Source organism: Sivoneniella epilithica UHCC 1019 (genome assembly GCF_040830845.1).
Lineage (GTDB): Bacteria > Cyanobacteriota > Cyanobacteriia > Leptolyngbyales > Leptolyngbyaceae > ULC077BIN1.
The window spans coordinates 1-20,034 of sequence record NZ_JBFPDP010000053.1 but is presented as its reverse complement, the minus strand read 5'-3'; the positions used below and the strand labels follow the sequence as shown (position 1 = coordinate 20,034).

The 20,034-nt window shown below is 52.2% G+C and carries 11 protein-coding genes; 1 reads left to right on the top strand and 10 read right to left on the bottom strand.

All coding sequences use genetic code 11. From position 1 onward, the window contains the following. Positions 1-42: 42 nt before the first annotated feature. From AB3R30_RS22680 to AB3R30_RS22650, 7 genes are all read right to left on the bottom strand, one after another. On the bottom strand, positions 43-429 hold the full coding sequence (locus tag AB3R30_RS22680) for a type II toxin-antitoxin system VapC family toxin (protein WP_458651488.1): 387 nt from the start codon (positions 427-429) through the stop codon (positions 43-45). Next, positions 426-680: a type II toxin-antitoxin system Phd/YefM family antitoxin gene (locus tag AB3R30_RS22675; protein WP_458651487.1), complete on the bottom strand. Its 255-nt coding sequence runs from the start codon at positions 678-680 to the stop codon at positions 426-428. Before AB3R30_RS22675 ends, AB3R30_RS22680 begins: the two co-directional genes overlap by 4 nt. A gap of 268 nt (positions 681-948) precedes the next feature. After that, complete coding sequence (locus AB3R30_RS22670) at positions 949-2,925, bottom strand: eCIS core domain-containing protein (protein WP_458651486.1); 1,977 nt, start codon at positions 2,923-2,925, stop codon at positions 949-951. Positions 2,926-3,016: 91 nt separating this feature from the next. Beyond that, positions 3,017-3,784 (bottom strand): DUF928 domain-containing protein, encoded by a 768-nt coding sequence (locus AB3R30_RS22665; protein WP_458651485.1) that lies wholly within the window; start codon positions 3,782-3,784, stop codon positions 3,017-3,019. Positions 3,785-3,871: 87 nt separating this feature from the next. Then, complete coding sequence (locus tag AB3R30_RS22660; RefSeq protein ID WP_458651484.1) at positions 3,872-4,669, bottom strand: DUF928 domain-containing protein; 798 nt, start codon at positions 4,667-4,669, stop codon at positions 3,872-3,874. A gap of 29 nt (positions 4,670-4,698) precedes the next feature. Next, on the bottom strand, positions 4,699-10,011 hold the full coding sequence (locus AB3R30_RS22655; RefSeq protein ID WP_458651483.1) for a beta strand repeat-containing protein: 5,313 nt from the start codon (positions 10,009-10,011) through the stop codon (positions 4,699-4,701). Positions 10,012-10,023: 12 nt separating this feature from the next. Beyond that, positions 10,024-12,654, bottom strand: a complete 2,631-nt coding sequence (locus AB3R30_RS22650; protein WP_458651482.1) for a CHAT domain-containing protein — start codon at positions 12,652-12,654, stop codon at positions 10,024-10,026. A gap of 245 nt (positions 12,655-12,899) precedes the next feature. On the opposite strand from AB3R30_RS22650, the gene AB3R30_RS22645 reads away from it, so the two are divergent. Beyond that, the gene (locus tag AB3R30_RS22645; RefSeq protein WP_458651481.1) at positions 12,900-13,472 is read left to right on the top strand and encodes a Uma2 family endonuclease; all 573 of its coding nucleotides are present in this window, start codon (positions 12,900-12,902) and stop codon (positions 13,470-13,472) included. 6 nt (positions 13,473-13,478) lie between these two features. Here the strand turns inward: AB3R30_RS22645 and AB3R30_RS22640 are convergent, their stop codons facing one another. From AB3R30_RS22640 to AB3R30_RS22630, 3 genes are read right to left on the bottom strand one after another with little or no spacing between them, the layout of a single operon-like run. Then, entirely contained in the window at positions 13,479-15,137 is a 1,659-nt protein-coding gene (locus tag AB3R30_RS22640; protein WP_458651480.1) for a tetratricopeptide repeat protein, read from the bottom strand. Positions 15,138-15,151: 14 nt separating this feature from the next. Further along, on the bottom strand, positions 15,152-17,650 hold the full coding sequence (locus tag AB3R30_RS22635) for a COG1470 family protein (RefSeq protein WP_458651479.1): 2,499 nt from the start codon (positions 17,648-17,650) through the stop codon (positions 15,152-15,154). Next, positions 17,647-19,908 (bottom strand): hypothetical protein, encoded by a 2,262-nt coding sequence (locus AB3R30_RS22630; protein ID WP_458651478.1) that lies wholly within the window; start codon positions 19,906-19,908, stop codon positions 17,647-17,649. Before AB3R30_RS22630 ends, AB3R30_RS22635 begins: the two co-directional genes overlap by 4 nt. Positions 19,909-20,034 lie beyond the last annotated feature (126 nt).

Sequence of the window (20,034 nt, the reverse complement as noted above, 5' to 3'; positions counted from 1 at the left end):
CATAGCGCGATCGCACCCCAACTCAAACAATCAAAGGAAATTCTACCAAATCACCTTGACCGAATACTGATGGATCAAGTGATCCACTGTCAAAAGAGGTAGGTTCTCGATCTGGCTTTGAGCAATGAGGAGACGATCAAAGGGATCTCGGTGATGATCAGGGAGTGAAGCAATTTGTAGAACGTGTTGCATTTCCACAGTCAGGGTTACAAATCGATTTGAGGTAAGACGGGATGGAATGTATGTTTCGGGGGGTTCTGGTAGAGAAAGTTTGCCTGTACGTTCTTTGATGATAATTTCCCAAGCACTGACGACACTGAGATAAATAGTGTTGGTTGGCTCGACAATAATTGCTCTTGCAGTGTTGGAAAGCTGCGAATCATCAATTACCCACCACAGAAAAGCATGGGTATCCAGAAGAACATTCATGGGTTGGGAAGGTTGGAGTTGAAAAAGTCATTCAAGATATGGTCTGGAAGAGGGGCGTTGAAGTCGGGTGCGATCGCGACTTTGCCTTTGTCTTGACCAGGGATGCGAGGTTGAGTGTGAGGTTGAATGGGAACGAGTCGCGCGATCGCAACTCCGTTTTGAGCGAGGAGGATTTCTTCCCCTGCCTGGACACGATGGAGGAGTTCGGTAAATTGATCGGTAGTTTCAGGGATGTTGATCGTGGTAATCATGTGACCAACCTTTTGAACGACTTCAACTAATTATAGTTTTGAATGCGATCGCTCCTTAATCTCTCAATCGCGATCGCCCATCTTCCGTTTCAACCGCATTGATCTTCAACTCATTTGAAGCAATGACAGGGTTCATGGGAGAGTAGGGTGGGTATTGCTAGCACCAAGTTTTGTCATCACAAAAGAACTTCTATCACAATGCTTGCCCCACCAGACTCATGATTGCCCTTCTTTTTTCCAACTGCGATCGCCCGAATCGTAGCTGCTTTTAGGAAATAAATGGCTGAGGTTGATATCCCCCCGCCCAAGTTACAAGCTGTCGAATTTCTGCATCCGATGTCCACCATCCAAAATCGCTGACCCCGGAATCACGAGTGATACCGAGGAGATTCAGACGTGCCTCAACAGCAGATCCAGGGCTGTGGAATTCGTCATGGGCTGGAATGTGCTCTTCAACACCAAACTCATCGTACCCTACTCGCTCTCGTTCACGGGTTATTAAATTTTGTTGAATCCATCTAGCCCAAAAACCACATTCTAATCTTCTTGCCATTGTTTCAATATCTGGTAAATTCGATCCTCCTCTTAAACGCAAGGATTCCTGAGTCCAAGCTTCAATTCTGTTTCTAAACCTATCTAGACTCGCTCTATCACTATAAGAAGTCATTGGAGCATTCAGCAAAACCTCAAGCCATCTTTCAAACTGTTGATGAACACGCTGGCGCTCTTGGATGATTTTGTTTGTCGTTTGATTTTGAAAAACAAGTGGATTTTGGCTAATGAGTTGCGGTTGTGGCTGTGTTGCTGCCTGGTATACATCAATCCCTTCACTTACAAACACCACAAGTGTATCCTGAGCGTTCTCAAATGCTGTCTCTGACATACGACTAATCTGTTGAAGAGTTCTGCCTCCAATTCCTCCAATTGTTACTCCAGCTAACCAACCCAACCCTCCCGCGCAACAGGCAGTGAGAACACCAAATAAAATTGCTTCTTGGAGCGCCTCGCTTCTAGCTCTCTCAGCAACAGCTTGTTGATGGCGATCAGCTGCTATCGCATAAGCAGAGCCAACATTTTGAGCAGCTTGTAACCAGTCATCCAAGCGCCCTAAAATTCGGTTCTGGTACATATCTAGTAGAATGTGCAAATCTTGCCTCAGTCTTAGCTGATCGGTGGTAGTTCTGGCTTGTCTGGGCTGTCTGGATAGGTGTTGCAGTTGAAGACGTGGGCTAACTTGTTGAACATCTAGAGGAAGATTTTCCGTTTGTTGAGAATCGGAATAATTTTTACTTTGTGAGCTAACAAACGGGCGGGCGGGAGACTTCTGAGCTTGAGAGTTTTGCTGCACAACGTGGGTTAGTTCATGGGCAGTCAAGGGATCATTGCCGGGTGACTTGCCGGAGCCGAAGTAGATGTCGTGTTGATGGGTGAAGGCTTGGGCACCGAGTTCTTGGTTCATTTGTACCGCTTCGCTGCCTGTATGCACTCGCACTTGGCTGAAGTCGGCACCAAAACGGGGTTCCATGAACGATCGCACGTCATCCGACAGCGGACTTCCACTACTTTTGTTACTATTCAGCCGATCCTCTAAGTCAGGTTGAGCTTGGGTAGTGCGATCGGCGGCGCGTTGAATCGGTTCTTCCTGCTCACAGGTTTCACATTTTGTCTGAATGGGTTCGTCGTCTTCCAGCAGTTCTTGACGCTGCACCAATGGTGTGATGGTTTCTGCCAGGGGCTTTGTCTGGATCTCTGATTCTTCCTCCTCTTCAGCTTGACGTTGCACTGTCGGAGGTGGGGCAGAACTCATGCTCATCACCTGTTCCGCAACTCGGTCAGCCTCCTGCTCATAGACATCATTGGGTTGCCCGATCGCTAGTTTTGGCTGAATGCCCCACCAGGGAGGCGGGGGCGGCGGCGTACCGGGAGCGTTGATCCGAAAGGGTTGTTTGCCAAAGATTGACGACGAAGTTGCCTCCGGCTCAGGGCTAGCTTCGGGGCTGATCGGTTTACGGGCAATCGCAGGTTCGCCCATATCCACCTCATGGCGGCGGCGCGGAAAAGGATTGGTAGACCCACCGCGCGGTTCTCCCATCCACACATCATGGGGACGAGGTGGAAAGGGATTGGTGGACAATGAATCCAGTTCTTGCCCTGAGTGGGTATCCTCAAAGGGACGAGGGGCAGGCAGAGTGTTTTGGGGAGCGCTGGCAGCAGGTTGAAAGCTAGGAGTTTCGTGGGTCTGCATAGGCTAAGTACACAGCGAAATCTGCTGAGTCTAAATCTAACCTGATTGTGCCGGAAAAGCTGATGATTGCACCCCTAACTTTAGTCAGTAATCAATTTTTGACGATTTGGACGATCGCAGTTTGTTTAAATTGGGGCAGTCCGGCATCTTGCATCAACGCCTCCCAATCTTCGGTAGCCGCGCGATCGCTTGGCTTTTGATAGCGCTGGAGGGCAACCAGAGTCACCACGTCATACCAAATGCCTTGCTCAGCTAGGGTCGAAATGCGATCGTCCTTTGCCGCTGTGGGTGAGTTGACTCGCTCAACCCAACTGCTGATGCTGCTAAGTTTTGACCGTTGGCTGGGATCACAAGCCACTGCCATTTGCCAAAAATACTTCTGACCCACTTGCAACGCAGGTGCAGAAGCAGGCAGCGAAATTCCCACAATTCCTGGTTTACCAGCCACTTTAAATTCGACGTTATACAACTCCTTGCCGCCCGCTTCATCTTGCAGCGTAAACTGGGCGGTGCCTGCCGGAAGAGAGGGTAGATACACAAAAAAAGTGGGATGCGTTGCGGTTGTTTTGTCTACGGCTGCTTTTTGCGCGGATAGGCTCTCTTGGGCTTGGGGTGGGGGCACAACTGCCGTGAGCATTTGTTGATTGCCACACTCACTGCCTCGACTAAAGCCTCCAACCCGATATAGCGAAGGACGCACCCCTGTCCGAAAGCTCAACCGTCGCCGTCCTGCTGCCATCAGGTTGTTTCCGATTGGCAAGGTGCTGGTGGGCTGAATCAGCGTGGCAAAATCGACTGTGGCGATCGCGCTAAATAGAGCCGCGATGGAGAGAACCTTGATGACGTGAGATAACCGCATAGAAAAAACCCTCGAAATGATAGAGCAGGATGGAGTCTATTGATTTATACGTTGGAAAAACCAGATTTATGCAGGATGATGGATAGTTTATTGCACTCCCAAAATCGGTGAGTTTGCCAGGTTGTCCATCTGCAATTCCTGAAGGAAGCTACGCCAATCCTCCTTTAATTCTTGATTATTCGGCTGTTTTTGCTGTAAGTCGATGAGCGCCGTCACAGCATCTTGCCAAATCCCTAATTCTGTATATAGGGCGGGCTTGTCACTGGCAGAGGCGCGTGATAGTTTCTGGACTAAGGGTTTTGGATCAAACCCCGGCATGAGCTTAACCTGACTTAACTGAATGCGCTGCACTCCACTGCCAATAATCGGATCGTCCTCAGATTCTTTTGATCCACATTGGACTTTCATTTGCCAAAAATAAGTCTCGCCAACCTTGAGTCCTGGGGAGGTTTCGGGCAAGCGGACTCCTAAAATACCAGTCTGAGCCGTGAGTGGAAATCGTTTGTTTAACAGTTCTTCGCTGCCACTGACGGTTTGTAGCGTGAACTGGGCTTGAGCATTTTTGGGCAGGGATGCCAGGTGTACCCACAGGGTTGGATGGCTGGATAGGGTAGTATCGATCGCTGCATGGTTTTTGTCATGGGTTTCTTGCGATCGCGGCGGTGGTGTGAAGGCAGTAATCTTTGCCTGATTTGCACAACTGGCACTGCGGCTGATTCCTCCAACTCGGTAAAGGGACGGACGCACCCCCACACGCCAAATCAGCGGACGGCGAGTGCGCCGCGCCACTTGAGTCGCCTCCAAGGGAGAAACTAGCGGCGGCAGAGTGAGGGTCGGAATCGGAACAAGAGCCAGTCCGAGGGCTAGTGGATACATAAGTTTCATAGGGGATATTGGGTAAGGGGCATCAGTGACTAAAGCAGCGATCGCTGCCGATCTTTCCAAGCATTGATACACAGAGCTTGCAGTTGATAAACCTGTCCAGGTTCAAGGGTCATAGGTTTGCCGTCGGGCAGGGTGACTTGCATGGGCACTTGGGGACTCAATTCGAGAGAAACCCAATCGCTCGTGGTCGTCTGAGCCGACAAGGGAGCCGTGGGACTGGATGCCACTCCTCCGCGTCCGGCAATCCGAAGTTCACTGTTGGTGGCGGCTTTTGCGCCCACGGCTTCACAGGCACTACTGGTAATTTGAGCCACATCGGAGAAGATGATTAGCGGCTTAGCAAGTCCGCGTGTGCCTTCATCGGCATTGGTGGAAAAATTATCCAACTGACCATTGGTGTCGATGTCATTGGTGCGATTACCATCCACGGCACGACGGAAGAGAAACCCTTGCACGAGAGTGGAGCGATCGAGAAACACCCGTCCGCCCCGTCCGCCGCCATCTGCGCGCCCTACAATATCGCTACCGTTTGCCCCGATCGCCCGTTTGCCAAATAGAAACCGGACATTCAGGATGGAAATATCGCCGCCGTTTGCCCCATTTCGCCCCAAGGTAGAAATCTCGCTTTCATTTTCCAAGGTCAGCCTAAAACTCACATCCAGCTTAATGCTGCCCGATTGATCCGCTGTATTTTGCCCAATTTCTGCTTTGATCGTGCCATTGTTTAAATTGAGTCTTCGAGATGCAATATTAATATTTCCCGATGTCCCTTGTTGGCTGCTGGCAAGCACATCAGAGTTTTGCAGGGTAATTGTGCGCCCGATCGCGTTTAAGGTGACATTACCAGCGCTAGCACCGGCTCCGGTTGCTGAAGTACTAATTTCACTCCGCCGCACCCCACCCACCACGCTGATATCTGCACCCGTCACCGTGACATTGCCCGATCCGCCTGAACCACTTGAGCTTGCCTGAATCTGACTTGCTGATAAGTTAATATCGCTGCCTGCCACCGCAATATTGCCTGCGCTGCCTGAACCGCTGGCACTGGTGCTAATTTGGCTATTGTCAAGGGCGATGTTGTTGCCAGTGAGCGTAACAATACCACTATCTTTTGTTCCAGTGCTGCCAGCCGTCACGGTTGAGTTGGCGACGAGGGCAATATCCCCCGTTCCACTCGCGATCGCCACATTTCCGCCTTTACCATTGGTTTGAGAACTGCCAATCGCATTAGTGGCTTGGGTTTGAGTATTGACTTGAAAATTGGTGTTATCAGCCGCATTGCCGAAGGTAATACCGCCACTATTACTGGTAATGGCGATCGCCCCACCATCGGCTGTAGCTCCAGGTTTTACCGTGGTGCTGATGCTGCCGCTGTTCAACTGAATGGCTTGATTGCCAGAGAACACCGACACTGTTCCGCCGCGCTGGGTGCCGCTGGTGCTAGCATCGATCGCCGAGTTGCCAGCCACAATAATTGATCCATTGCTGCTAGCGATTTGAACATTGCCGCCTTTGCCACCGGGTGCCGCCTGAGAACTGGTTGCCGAGTTGACCTGAAAGCTATTATTTAAGGCAATTTGTCCACCGTTGCTGGCGATCGTGATATCACCTCCACTTCCCGCTAGCCCACTGCTCGCCGTTGAGATGCTGCCTCCATTGAGATTGAGATTGCCACCCCCCGAAATTAGGGAAACCAGCCCACCTGTATTGGAGCCGCTGGTACTCGCATTCACTGTGGAGTTGAGAACCGATAACACTCCACCACTGCTGAAAATTTCAACTTTGCCACCCGATTGAGTTCCAGTAGTCCGGGCATCGATCGCGGAATTACTATTAATATCAATCGCCCCGCCACTGCTAGTAATGCTAACATCCCCTCCTTCTCCCCCCGCTGCCTGAGAACTGGTTGCTGAATTGACTTGAAATGCATTACTGAAGTTGATTTGCCCCCCATTACTGGCGATCGTGATGTTTCCACCATTTCCAGCCAGTCCACTACTTGCAGTTGAAATACTGCCACCACTGAGATTAAGATTTCCACCGCTAGATATTAGAGAAACTGCCCCACCTGTACTGGAACCACTGGTGCTGGCATTGACGGTTGAGTTGAGAACAGATAACGCTCCAGCGCCACTCAAAATTTCAACTTTTCCTCCAGCCTGGGTTCCAGTAGTCCGGGCATCGATCGCTGATCCTCCGCCTACAATAATCTGTCCACCAGTGCTGGTAATGCTGACATCGCCTCCTCTACCTGCTACCGCAAGTGGATTTGTCGTATTCGTGGCAGCGTTAACCTGAAACCCATTGCTAAATTCAATTTGTCCACCGTTGCTGGCGATCGTGATATCCCCCCCATTCCCAATTGCATCTGCATTTACTGTTGTTCTGATTGCTCCATCTGCAAAGGTTAAATTACCGCTGACGGCTCGAACTGTAACATCTCCGCTCCTGCCATTAACAGTTTCTGTACTAATAGTGCTGCCATTTTGCATCGTGACCGAGGTGCCATCAATCGAAATGTCGCCGCCAGTAACACCAGATGCGCGAACATTACCATTTAATCGGTATTGATCAATTAAGATATTGCCACCGAAAATCTGTAACGTTCCAGTCGGTTGATTGCCAAAAGTATCGGTAAAAATGGCGCTATTTCCAACCAGTGATACATCTCCCCGGTTGGGGGCTGAGATGGTAATACTACCCGTTCTACCGTTTGTAGTACTAAACGCCGCCGCATCAATTCCAAGATTCGTCAATTGAATTGCTTGACCATTAACAGCATTCGAGATAACGTCAACGTCTCCAGCAGTTCCATCCGTATTTGTTGCAGCGGTTGTTGTCCGAATCGAGCCACCTGTCGCAGTGACTGATTGATTCGCCGTCACTCGAATATTGCCGCTATCGCCTTGACCATTAGCACTTGTGGAAAAGCGGGAATTTTCTAACTCGACGGATGCAGTGTTGAGTACTGAACCAATGGAAATATTGCCACTATCACCGATTACGCGATCATTCGTGATGGTTTCAAATATACTATTGTTCAGAATTTGAATGATCTCTCCTGCGATCGCGATATTGCCACTGTTTGCCTGTCTGGTTTGAGGAGCCGCAGGAGCAAAGACTTCAGTGTTAATTTGAGAGCTATCAATTCTCACTTGCGGAGAGTTGATCGTAATCCGACTATCAGGAGGTGCTGCCACTGCCACTGCCGTATTTACCGGAATAGCGGCAGTAATCTGACTATTTTGAATCGTAATTTGACTATTGGGTGCCGTTCCGGTGAGGGTAATTGTGCCAAAATAACCATCGCTTCTAACGGTGCTACCTCCCGTAATATTGATTTGATTTGCTGCTCTGATCCTAATATCACCCGCAAAGTGAGTGCCAACATTGCTAGTACTCAATCTTGCTTGATCTAGAAAAACCGAGCCGATATTTGCCGTTAGGTTAATGTCTCCATCGCCATTGACAGGAGTGCTGTTGTTGCTTGAAGCGATGATATTGCTAGCACGAATATCTCCAACGGTTGCTATAAGATTGACATCCCCTCCAACCCCTGGATTGGCAATGAATCCGGCTCCACTGCCGAGAACAACCCCATCGTTACGAGAAGTGATAATTCCCCTAGTTGTGTTAATTGCAGTTGGCAGAGTGGGAGTTGTCACAAGAGCGGCATTACCTAAATCCGTTGGGCTAGCATTTCCCGTCAGAGTGATACTGCCACCTTTTCCATTAAAGTTACTGGCACTGCTAATCCCTGCTGCAAGGTTAATTCCGCCCCCTGCAATAATGTTGATGTCTCCACTTCGCCCCGCTTCGGCTTGACTAGCAATACTGACAATATTTTCAGGGTTGGTTACACCAGGATTGACATAGCCTGTACCATCTAAGTTAAAAGCGCCAGTGGTTGTAAAAGCACCTGTGGTTGTAATGGTGATATCTCCTCCATTTCCTGCATCTGAATTGCGGGCTGAAATGATGCCGACAGAAACAGAACTGGGAGGAGTTGTGGTGCCAATCCTGATATTACCAGCAGTTCCTGGAGCATCTAAACGGGCATTGATGCCTCCTGCCATTTGTACTGTACTTGGCGTATCAATCGTGACTGATCGCGCCAGGATGCTATTTTGAACGTTGGTTCCACCGATTGCAATTGGACCATTGGCTGTCAAAATCACGTTATCTGGAGTGGTACTCATCAAGTCGGTAGTTGTGATAGTTCCAGTAGTAATGATGCTGCCACCTGCCCGTAGAATCAGAGAACGACCATTAGTGAGAATAGCAAAGTCTGGATCGGCAGCAGGAACAGTGGCAGCGGGAGCAGGCGCGTCAACAAAAATTGTGTCAGCAGTGATGTTCCCGCCAGCTTCGACTTTTAGTGAAGGACCTGTATAGTTTCCAAGCGCAAAGTTTCCAGCCACGATAAATACTGGATCATTGAGGCTTACAAAATTGCCCGGATTGCCTGCCAGGGTAAGCATGGCAAAATCGCCCCCACTTTTGAAATGGGAGTCTCCGGAAATATTGCCATCACTAACTAGACTCATGTTGCCGCCACTGACGAATGGAGTAGTGATGAGATGATTCAAAGCTAGAATATCGACACTCCGATCGCCCTGGATCAGCATATTGCCACCCGATCGCGCGATGAAGGGTTCTGTCACGGTATCGCGGATTTTGACGGTATCGGTGGCAGTGAGGGTCAGGTTGCCGCCTGCTTGTAGTTGTCCTTGCAAGTCGAGGTTATTGGATGCCAAGGTCAGGTCTTGTCCGGTTGCCAGGGTGCCGCGATTAGTCAGCATGGCGGGGGGATTTGCCCCATATTGCAGCCCGATCGGGATGTTGACTTCGACTAGAGGAACCGCGCGATCTCCGGTGGCTGCGAACTTTTGACCATCGGCAAACTGAAGCACATTAGCCGTGGTTGCCAGGAATGAACCAGAGACATCGAGTCGGGCATTCGGTCCAAAGAGGATGCCGTTGGGGTTCATGAAAAACAGATTGGCACCGCCGCTCACGCCCAACAGTCCATCAATGTTGGAAATGCTGCCGCCCGTGACCCGACTAAAGATATTGCGAATGCCTGCGGGGTTGGCGAAGTAAACTTGATGATTGGTGAGGATGCCAAACCGCTCGAAACTGTGAAATAGCGCCGCGCCGCGCCGCAAACCGCCATTGATATCGGTGCGAATGCCGTTGATCAAGGTGGTTGAGTTATTGCCGTTGCCCAGGGTGGCATCGGGCACAACTTGCGAGATCGCTGGAGTGGCGCATCCTGTTAGGGCAATGGCGGCGAATAGATAAAGCCAGCGTTGATGGGGGGGGGGATCGCGGTGCAGCATAGAAATCTCCGGTTATAACCAATTGCCAACGAGAATGAACGGTGCCCAATAGTAGGGATGACGGCGGAATTGTGGATCGGCGAGGATGGATTTTTGTGCCTGTTGCAGCGCCACTGCTTTTGTCACCTTCCGGGTTGCCACGGCTTGATAAAACCGCTGCATCAAGGTTGAAGTGGCGGTGTCATTCACTTTCCATAGACTGGCAACGGTGCTTCTCGCGCCAGATTTTAAGGCGATCCCAGCTAAACCGAGAGGAGCGCGATCGTCTCCGATCGCGGTTTCGCAAGCACTCAAGACCAGCAGTTCAATCGCCGATGTTCGGGCGTTATCCCTGGCACCCAGCGCCGTTGCTAGTTGATCGATATCAATCACGCCATCGGAGGCAAGCAAAAAGGTTTGATCGCGGCTAGAGCTAAACTGTCCATGGGTCGCCAAATGCACAATTGGTGCCTGAGATTTCTGGAGCAACTGCTGAAACTGGGCACGGGTAAACTGTTCATTCATCTCGACTGTGGAGGGTTTGATCTCTTTTTGCAGATCTTCTAGTTCCGGTTTGACAAAGGGCAACTCAGAAAAGGATTGGGAGCCGCCATTGGGCAGCTTGACTGAGCGGGCTTCGGTCAAGCCAAAGGCAATGCCAGAGAGGGTTCGCGCCTGCAAGGGTTGGGGATTGGTCAGTTTAAGCCCTGGAGTGGTGGCAAGGCTATATTTTTCAACTAGAAATTGTTTGCCATTGGATAACGCCGCCATAGGTACACTGCGCAGCGCTCCATCTAGCACAAATACCAGAGTCTCTATCTTTTGCTGTTCCAGCGTAGCTTCAATAGGCTGAATCAGCCAGGTATACAATTGCTCCGCAGGTTGCTTAAACCCTAGACTAATGCGATTTCGCAAGCTAGACTGCAACGCTTTGACTGTGGCTTCCACTGTGGCTTGAGAAACGGGCTGCGTATAAAGTTTGGTTTCCTGTCCGGCAGCGCTAACAATGATGGCAATGCGATCGGGCAAGACGATCGGGTACACTACCGCCGTTTGTTGTGAGATCGCACTGGATGTTAGAACGGTATCGATTTCAACTTTAGACTGGAGACACGCTGCCCGTAGATAGTTGTTGATCTCCTCTAGTTGCAAAGACTCGATAATATCGCGGGCTTTTTTGAGGGTGCCGCTACTGGGCTGGGAGCCATCTTTGGGTAACAGCAGGCTGACGAGTTGGCGGTGGACGGGTTCCAAGGTTTCTGGTTCCACCAACTGCGCGTCGGCATTTAGCCCTAGGAGGTCGCCCCGCAAGGTTCGCATAGTTTCCACGGCTTGAGAATAGGACTGGATGGCAGCCGCACGATCGCCCTGCTGTTCTTGCAGTCGTCCGAGTTGGGCAGACCAGCGATAGACCAGTTCAGGCGCGTTGACGGCTTTTGCCAGCAGAATCGCCTGTTCGGTATTGGTTTGAGCCGTTGAGAACTGTCGATCGTGTTCCTGCGATCGCGCCAGATGACCCAGCGCATTCGATAGCAGCCGAGGATCGTTGAGTGCCTTTGCCCGGTTTGAAGTGGTGGTAAGCAAAGGGGTAATGCTGGCATCCGCAACTTTGGTGGCTTTCTGCAATCGCAATAGGCTACTGGCAAAATTCAACTGGGCTTCAATCCCAGGGCGATCGGACGCTAACTGAAGCAGAGTGGGCTGGAGGCTGCTGGCAAGTTGGCTGGCTTCTGGCAGGCGATCGCTCTCCAGTAATAACGTCAAATGGTTGAGTTGTGCCCGTAGCTGATTGGGAGATGGAATGGCGGCAATCTTTTCATAAAGGGCGATCGCCTGTTGAGTATCCCGCTGAATTTGTGTGTCCTCCTGCCCCACAGTGCCTAAACTGCGGGTTTCCCGAATTTTGGTAACGATCAGATTGGCGACAGTCAATTGGCTGGCAGCGATCGCAGCAGGATTTTTCAACCGCTCAGCAATCGTCAAACTGGACTGCGCTACTTTTTCTGCGTCCGCTCGATTGCCGATAATGGCGATCGAGTCTGCTACACTCCGCAGTCCCCAAACCTTGGTGTCAGAATCCGGCTGCTGCTGCAAGCGATCGCGCAGTGGAAACAGGATCTCCTGGTAAGCGCGGGCATAGAGTCCCAGAGCTTGCAAGGCTTGTGCTTGCCGCAGTTGACTTTGAATCTCGCCGTTGCTGTTTTTCTGATGTCGATAGAGTTTGGCGGTTTGTTGCCAGGTTTGTAATGCTGACTGCGCGTTTCCCTGGGCGAGTTGTAATCGTCCCTGCACATTCAAAATCTGAGCTAGAACCAGAGGATGATTTGAACTGTCAGCACTCGATCGCACACTCTGGAGACTATCCGCGATCGCTTGATTGGCGGTTTTCCAGTTGCCCTGATCACTCTCAATTAAGGCAAGGTTACTGAGAGCGATCGCCCCCGTCAGCCGATCGCCTTTGGCTTGAGATTGCTGCTGCACCTTCGACAATAGGTCTTTTGCTTCGTTGAGTTGTCCGGCATCATAGCGCTGACGGCTTTGCTGAAGCAAGGTGGCGGTTGCTTCAATTGCGCTGCTGTTGCTGGGATACAAACTCAGGGCGATCGTACTGAGAGCGATCGTCAGCCCATAGGCAAGACCGGATAATTGACAGCGACGCAGCATAGGAAGCCTCTAAAATCAAACGCAGATAATTAATTTGGCGTTGAAATACAGTTCGTTTCAATTTAACTTTCATCAAAAAATCTTCAAAAGTCCAAAGTTAGAAACATTTATTTAGAATCAAATCATTGGTTTGCAAGGTGGAATAACCCTTCAGCACTTCACCTGGATAATTCTGAGCGCGGCTGGGCAAGTATTATAAAAGAATTGGGAGCGGAGCAGACATACCCAACGCACAGGAGACGGCTATGACCATCGCCACAAACCCCATGACCCTTGAGGAGTATCTCAACTATGACGATGGCACCGATACCCGCTATGAATTGGTTAACGGGGAACTGATTGCCATGCCAACCGAGAGTACCCTTAATATTAGAATTGCAACATTTTTGCTGGCTTATTTTTTGCAACTTGGTGTTCCTTTTTACCGACTTGCAATCAGGGCACAAATTGCAGTCAGTGGCGCACGGGTGACTGCACGAGAACCCGACTTGATGGTGTTATCCGAGGAAGCCGCTGCTGCCTTAGATGGCGCGACCCAATGCCTGATTACTCACGATATGCCGCCGCCGCTTTTGGTGATAGAAGTAGTTAGCCCGAAGCAGGAAAACCGCGATTATCGCCACAAGCGTACAGAATATGCAGCACGGCAGATTCCAGAGTATTGGATTGTGGATCCGATCGCCCAAAAAGTGACCGTTTTGGAATGGGTCGATGGTTTGTATGAGGAGCAGGTTTATCAGGGCGATCAGGCGATCGTGTCGCCTCAGTTTTCTGGCTTAAATCTAACGGCTGCTCAGGTTTTGGGCACAGGAGGCTGAGCAGGTTCAGGGTTTAGGAGACTTTTGGGATTGCTGCTTTTGCCAGTCGGTTAGGGATTTGAGGGCTTGTTGAGCGATCGCCTGGTTGGGGTTTAGACTAATCGCTGATTGCAATGACTGTTGGGCTTTGTCGTATTGCCGCAGTTGAAGTAGCACCACGCCCAATCCTGCCCAACTATCCGCGTTGGTTTTATCCCACAGGATCGCCTGTTCGTAGCTTTTTTGGGCTTCAGCGTATTGCTTCAGGGCGACCAGGGCGATCGCGTGATTTTGCCACGCCAAACCCAGTTTTGGATTGGCAGCAATGGCGCGGTTGGCAGACTCTAAGGCGGCATTTGGATCGCCCAAAAGCCACTGTACCGCACTCTGATTTGCCCAGACTACGGCATCTTGCGGATTGCGTTTGAGTGCTTCGGCATAGGCAGTCAAAGCCTTATCTGGCTGATCGAGCGATCGCCAAATTCGTCCTTGATTTGCCCAGGTTTGAGCATCGCCAGGGTTTAGCTTCAAGGCTTGTTGCACGGATGCCAGCGCTTCATCGGGGCGCTTCAGATACCACAGGACAACGGCACGAGTATTCCAAATCTCTGCCCAGTCGGGGCGCATTCCCACCCCGCGATCGGCGGCTGCCAACGCCTCTTCTAGCTTGCCCAGCTTGGTCAATGCCAAACTTTGCTGATTCCAAGCTTGGGCAATGTCGGCAGGAGTCCAATCTCCGTCGGCAGCGATCGCTTTTTTGCAGGCGGCGATCGCGCTATCAAATTGCTGAAGTTGATTCAACACAATGCACTGTCCCAGCAATGCCTGAGAGGAATTGGGCTGTAGCTCGATCGCACGGGTATAGGCAATCAGGGCTTCATTCGGGCGTTTCAGTTGGCGTAAGGTAGTGCCCTGTTGAAACCAAGTGGGGGCTTGGGTTGGGTTGAGTTGCAATGCCTGATCCAACGACTGCACCGCCGGTTCCAACTCATTCAAGCTGCGATAGGCAAATCCTCGGTTAGACCAGGCTAAAGCTGGAGTCTCGCCGCCCCAGTTGCCATTGCCGTTGAGTGCCTGTTCGCAGGAGTCGATCGCGGCGCGAAACTCGCCCACTTTTGCCAGTGCCTCACAGCGATACACCAGCGTCAGCGAATCTTTCGGCTCTTGCTTCAATGACTGATCATAGAACTTAATCGATTCCTGATAGACCTCTGGCTGGTTGATAATCAAGCTGCGGCGATGCTGGGCGACCACGGGCGATCGCCCACCCCAGTTTACGTTCAGCTTCAATGCCTTTTCGCAGGCAGCGATCGCGGTTTCAGCCTCGCCCAGTTGCGCCCACGCCAAACACTGATCCGCTAGCACCTGGGAGTTTTTGGGCTGTCGTTTAATCGCTTGATCCAAAGATGCGATCGCTTCTGGGTATTGCTTCTGCCCTAGTTGGAGTGCGCCATACTGTGCCCACAACTTTGGGTCGCCTGGACGTAGCTCGATCGCCCGCTCACAGGCGGGTAGCGCCTCCACTGGCTTGCTCTTTGCCAATAGCAAACAAAGCTGAGTCCAGTAATTGGGGTCTTTCAAATTCTCCAGGCGATCGCGTCCCCAAACTGGATAGGCGCACAGGCTCAGAAGCAATACCAGTGTTGCCTGTAGTCGCCCACTTTTTCCCGTTTTCCAGTTCTCCATGCTGCTGACTCCTGTCATCGATTGAACTGAGGCGGAGCTTCGGAGGGCGCGAGGCGATCGTCTAGGGCGGGGGCAGGCACCCCAATCGGCACCGAGGGGGAAGGGGCACCGCTGGGTGCGGGTGATCCACTGGGGGCAGGCGATTCAGTCAGTCCGGGTGATCCAGTTGGCGGAGCCATACTCTTAGGCGGCGCGATCGCGCCCGTAGGACTGGGGGTTCCAGCAGGTTTTGATCGCGTCGGGTCATAAGTTTCCAGCGTCACCGAGCGAGTCAGCATTTCACCCGTGGCAGCTTTGACTTGCAGAGCGATCGTGGTGCTGCCCTGCGGACTCAGGGGAACGCTGACCCTCCCGACTAACGGGACGCTGCCCGGAGACGGCATCAAGTCTACTCGCGTGGTGCTGCCACCCTGAACGCGCCAGTTGACCTGAATGGGCAGCAGCGTTTGGAACGGGGCGACTGGAATCAGCAGTTTGGCGGGGGCTTCTCGACCGTTAATTTGAAAGCTGAGGATTTGCGGCGTTTGGGGTTGAATTTTGACACTTTCGCTCACCTTGGGTTTCACAGCGGTGGCGGGTTGGTCGGCAGAAAGTGCCTGTAGCTCAAAGCGAAACTCGCCTACAGTCGTCAACCCCGTCGGCACATTGCGACAAATCAGGGTTTGTCCCACTTCGCAAAATTCCCGCAACAGTTTTGGCAACTCCCCTGAATTGGAAAACTCAAACCAGCGATCGCCAATCATCCGCCCATCCTGATCCCGTCCCACTAGATGTAGAGCCGTAATGTTTGCGGGCATTGTCACTGCCCAATCCAGCCGAATTCCAGCTTGATCGATCACGGGAATTGCTTTTTCGGCTGGTGTGGGAATGCCGGAAGCCGCCTCCCGGTACAGCAGGGATTTTGGCACGAGCGCGGTCACGGTGGGAGGTGGTTTGGCAGTAATTTCGATCGGGCTAGTTTTGAGTATCACAGGCGTGGCGCGCCGTCCTTTGGGCGTGAGGGTCAGTTCAAACACATATTTTCCCGGCAGAAACGCATCCGTCCGAATCTGGCTACAGGTCAACATAGTTTTCTCTGGAGTGCAAAAAGACTGAAGCGCTGCGGGTGGGTTGCCATCTTTAAACTCGTAGACCAGCGGACCACTCAGGACGATGCCTTCAGGACTGTAGCCTGTGAGTTTGAGCGTCTGGATTTGCTGAGGATTTTCGATCTGCCAACGAACCCGCGCCATATCTCCATTGGCTTCTGCGTAGCGGCTATCTTCGGCAGCAAATTCTACAACTGTGGGCGGTGTGGGCGATCGCAGAAAATACCACCAGATCAGAAACGCCAATGCACCCAACAGTCCCAAACCTGCCAACAGAGTAAGCAGCAGTTGCCACCACGGACGCGGCATCCAGGTAAGTTGTCCTTGCAGGGTTTCGGGCGCGATCGGGTGCAGATCGCGATCGCGCAACTCAACCTGAAACGGGTAGATTTTGCCGCTGCCAAACCAGGGACGAGTCCACCAGCGTTGAGGAGTGCCTGTTAGGGGAACTTGACTGACAGCTTGAGGCTCAATCGTGACGCGATCGCTGGCTAGGTCGTAGGTGCAGAGATTGGTAGGCGTTTTGGGCTTCAGCAGGAATTGCACCTGGCGTGGAGTGTTGCCCAAATTGGCGAACTGGAGAAGAAATTCGGCAGCATGGCGATTGCGTACCTGATCTTGAACCGTTTCTAGCTGGGCTTGCAGGCGATACACCGGGTTCACTTGCAGGTAGACCAGCCCCAATAAGCCCAACCGGGGATCGTTTTCGGAGGCAAGCCGGAACGTGGGTAAGTAGCTGCCAGCCAGGGGCAAGGGGGGCGGTTGCAGCAAGACCCGAATTATGCCGCGATCGCTGGGATTCACCCCCAAACTATCGTTCAGCCGCACCAGACCGAAGCTGTCGGACTCGCGGGGATACTCCACTTGAATGCCCCACTCTTCCGGTAAGCCAGTGCATTCTAGACGAAAGCGATCGACCCGTTCGGAGCGGTTTTCAACGATTAACTCCACAACAACGGGGCTGCCTAACTGCACCATCAGCGGGCGATCGGGTGTGGTGCTTGGGCTGAGGCTAAAGGTGGGATCTTGGGCGGTTTCGCTGATTTCGGGCGCAAGGATTTGTAATCGGCAGCGCGTCGGCGGCAGGTAATAATCCGCATAGGCACCTTGGGGAATCACCACGGCTTCGTAGTCTAACCATTGAGGCAATGCGTCGCCGGGTACATCAATACAAAACGTGAGTTCACCGCTTTTGCCACTGGAGAGCGCCAGCCATTGCTCCGGTCGGCTACACCACTGACGCAGCAAATCGGTAGGAGATTCCAGACGCACCTGAACCACGGCATCGAAGTCGCCCCGATTGGCGATCGTCACGCCCAAATAGTGCTGGGTTCCCGGCGTAGTCCGGTTTTGATCCCAGGCAGACACCACCACCGTGATCGGATGAAACGTCAGAGTGCTATCGGCAATTTGATTGGCATTCATTCGCCACCTCCCAGCACCGGACATTGATTGCTAATCTGATTGCCCGTCAAACGCACTTGATAGAGCCGCACTTGGCGATCGGCATCTCCGCTAGTCACCCAGACGGCTTCACGAGTTTGAATCACATCTACGGCATTTAAAGGCTTTTGAGTCCGCCCTAAAACGCGCCCTTCCAACGCGCTCGATCGCCGCAATCCTCGACCATCCAACGCCCACAGCCGCACCTGTCCGTCATCTCCAGCACTGGCTAAAAAGCAGCCATCGGCACTGAGCGCCAGCGATCGCACCGGATTTCCCCCTTGCCCCAACCAGGAATCCGTAGGTTTGCAGCGTCCCTGATTCTTCAAGCAGTCCTGCATATCCCAGAGGCTAACCTGTCCTTTGGTATCCGCCACTGCCAATAAATTGGGCTGTTGTTCCGCAGCGCTTAGGCTGGAAATGTAGTCGGTGGCACCGCCAGACGGATAGGCAATTTCTAAAAAGGCAGACTGGCTTTTTGCAGGATTGGCTGGCTGAGCCGCAAGATTGTTCGCCACCTTCAAAACCATCAGACGATTGAAGCGACCGCCGATCGCGACATGGGTATCGTCTTCGCCCACGAGCGCCATGGATTGGATCGCAAACTGCGTGTCATACGCCCGTTGCGGCTGATTTTGTTCAGGGTTAAAGCGGTTAATGTCCCATTGCAACACCAACCCACTGCCATGAGCGCTAAACAGGGTACGAGCATCGCGGCTAAACACGAGGTCGAAGACGCGATCGTCTTTATCGGGAGTCAGCCGCGATCGCTGACCTGTGAGCAAATTTGCCAGTTGAATCTCGCCGTTTTCAAACCCCATGGCAATTTGATCATTGTTTACCGGGCGATAGCGCACCACCCGCACGGCTTTATTGAGGTCGCCGATCCGAGTTTGCGTCTGTAAGGTGTGATGGTCTACTCGCCAACGCCGAATGGTTTGGTCATCGGAACCACTCAGCACCTCGGTTCCCTGTCCATTAAACTGAACTGAATTGACGGAGGCGCGATGCCCCGGATCGCTCAACAGCGTCCAGAGCAGCGATCCGAGTCCCAAAGACAGGAGTGTTCCTAAAAGTTGCAGCCAGAAGGGAATAATCGGAAATAGATACACTTTCAGGGTTTGGGTGTCGGGCTGGAGCGGAATGGCGGGGTTCAGCGATCGCGCGGTCACCTGAAACAGGCGCGATCGCGTCCAGCCCAGCCAGGGTAACCGTCGATAAATCTGGAGCAGAATTGCCGTAATCCCCCTGGGAAGGTCGGTTGGCAATTCACCCATCTGAACTCCAGCGGGAAACTCTGAGGGATCAAAGTTGGATTCAGAGTTGGATTTGGGACTGGCGTGGGTTTCTTTTTTCTGCCAAAACCAGCGTCGTTTTGGAGTCACTTCCTGGATAGCTGCCTGCACTCCTAGCTCCAAGTTGCTCCGGTTGTCAAACTGAACTGCAAACTCCGCCATTCCTTGCGCTGGATTGAGCCAGGTTCTGAGGCGATCGGGGATCGTCGCTTCCAAAGGCTCACAGATCAGGTTGAGGGAGCCAGCCGGACGCACATACAATTGCCCGATTGCGGTGACGCTGGGAAACTGCCCCACTGCCTCCAGTTGAAGCGGATAGATCTGACTCCGCGCCTCTAAGGAAGCAGGCACTTCGCACTGAAACGTCACTTTTTGCGGCTTGCCCGGCAGTAGAGATAGCCCCTGATGGGTTCCTCCTTCGGTCAGCCAAGCATTGGGCAATCCTTGCAGCCGCAGCACGGCTTCTAGGGGAACACTGGTCGGGTTGGCAACCTGCGCCACGATCGCCACGCGATCGCCCGGATTTGCCTCTGCAACAGGCAGCAGCAGCGATATCGTGGGTGGTTGTCCCTGTAGCCCATCCGCAATCAGCCGCAAGGGTTGGCGATCGTATTGATTCACCAGTTCGCGTGAAGTCACTTCCACCGTCAGGTCAATCGTGCCGCTAAACTGCTGGGCGATCGACGGCAGATCAAAAATTTCAATTTGAAAGCGAGTACAATCACCCACCGGAATTTTGGCAGACACCGAAGGCGTGAGGCGATACCAGGGTCTCCCGTCGATCGTGGCTCCCGCAGCCAGCAACTTCAGTTGAAACGACGCAAAGCGATCGCTGTCGTTATACACCGCCGCATCAAACACAGCCACCCCTTGACTGGCACTCAGCCTCACTTGGCGAGTGGAAAGGATGGTTGTAATCTGCTTTTGAGTGGCAGGGTTAGGCATGGGGAAGGCGAGGGGAAAGGGCGAATGACGAATGGCGAATGGTAAACTCCGAACTCAAAACTCAAAACTCAAAACTCAAAACTCAAAACTCAAAACTCAAAACTCAAAACTCAAAACTCAAAACTC

Coding starts and splice junctions, on each gene's coding strand:
- AB3R30_RS22680 (WP_458651488.1), bottom strand. CDS start 429: ATGAATGTTCTTCTGGATACCCATGCTTTTCTGTGGTGGGTAATTGAT.
- AB3R30_RS22635 (WP_458651479.1), bottom strand. CDS start 17,650: ATGAATGCCAATCAAATTGCCGATAGCACTCTGACGTTTCATCCGATC.
- AB3R30_RS22630 (WP_458651478.1), bottom strand. CDS start 19,908: ATGCCTAACCCTGCCACTCAAAAGCAGATTACAACCATCCTTTCCACT.
- AB3R30_RS22670 (WP_458651486.1), bottom strand. CDS start 2,925: ATGCAGACCCACGAAACTCCTAGCTTTCAACCTGCTGCCAGCGCTCCC.
- AB3R30_RS22675 (WP_458651487.1), bottom strand. CDS start 680: ATGATTACCACGATCAACATCCCTGAAACTACCGATCAATTTACCGAA.
- AB3R30_RS22650 (WP_458651482.1), bottom strand. CDS start 12,654: ATGCTGCGTCGCTGTCAATTATCCGGTCTTGCCTATGGGCTGACGATC.
- AB3R30_RS22640 (WP_458651480.1), bottom strand. CDS start 15,137: ATGGAGAACTGGAAAACGGGAAAAAGTGGGCGACTACAGGCAACACTG.
- AB3R30_RS22655 (WP_458651483.1), bottom strand. CDS start 10,011: ATGCTGCACCGCGATCCCCCCCCCCATCAACGCTGGCTTTATCTATTC.
- AB3R30_RS22645 (WP_458651481.1), top strand. CDS start 12,900: ATGACCATCGCCACAAACCCCATGACCCTTGAGGAGTATCTCAACTAT.
- AB3R30_RS22660 (WP_458651484.1), bottom strand. CDS start 4,669: ATGAAACTTATGTATCCACTAGCCCTCGGACTGGCTCTTGTTCCGATT.
- AB3R30_RS22665 (WP_458651485.1), bottom strand. CDS start 3,784: ATGCGGTTATCTCACGTCATCAAGGTTCTCTCCATCGCGGCTCTATTT.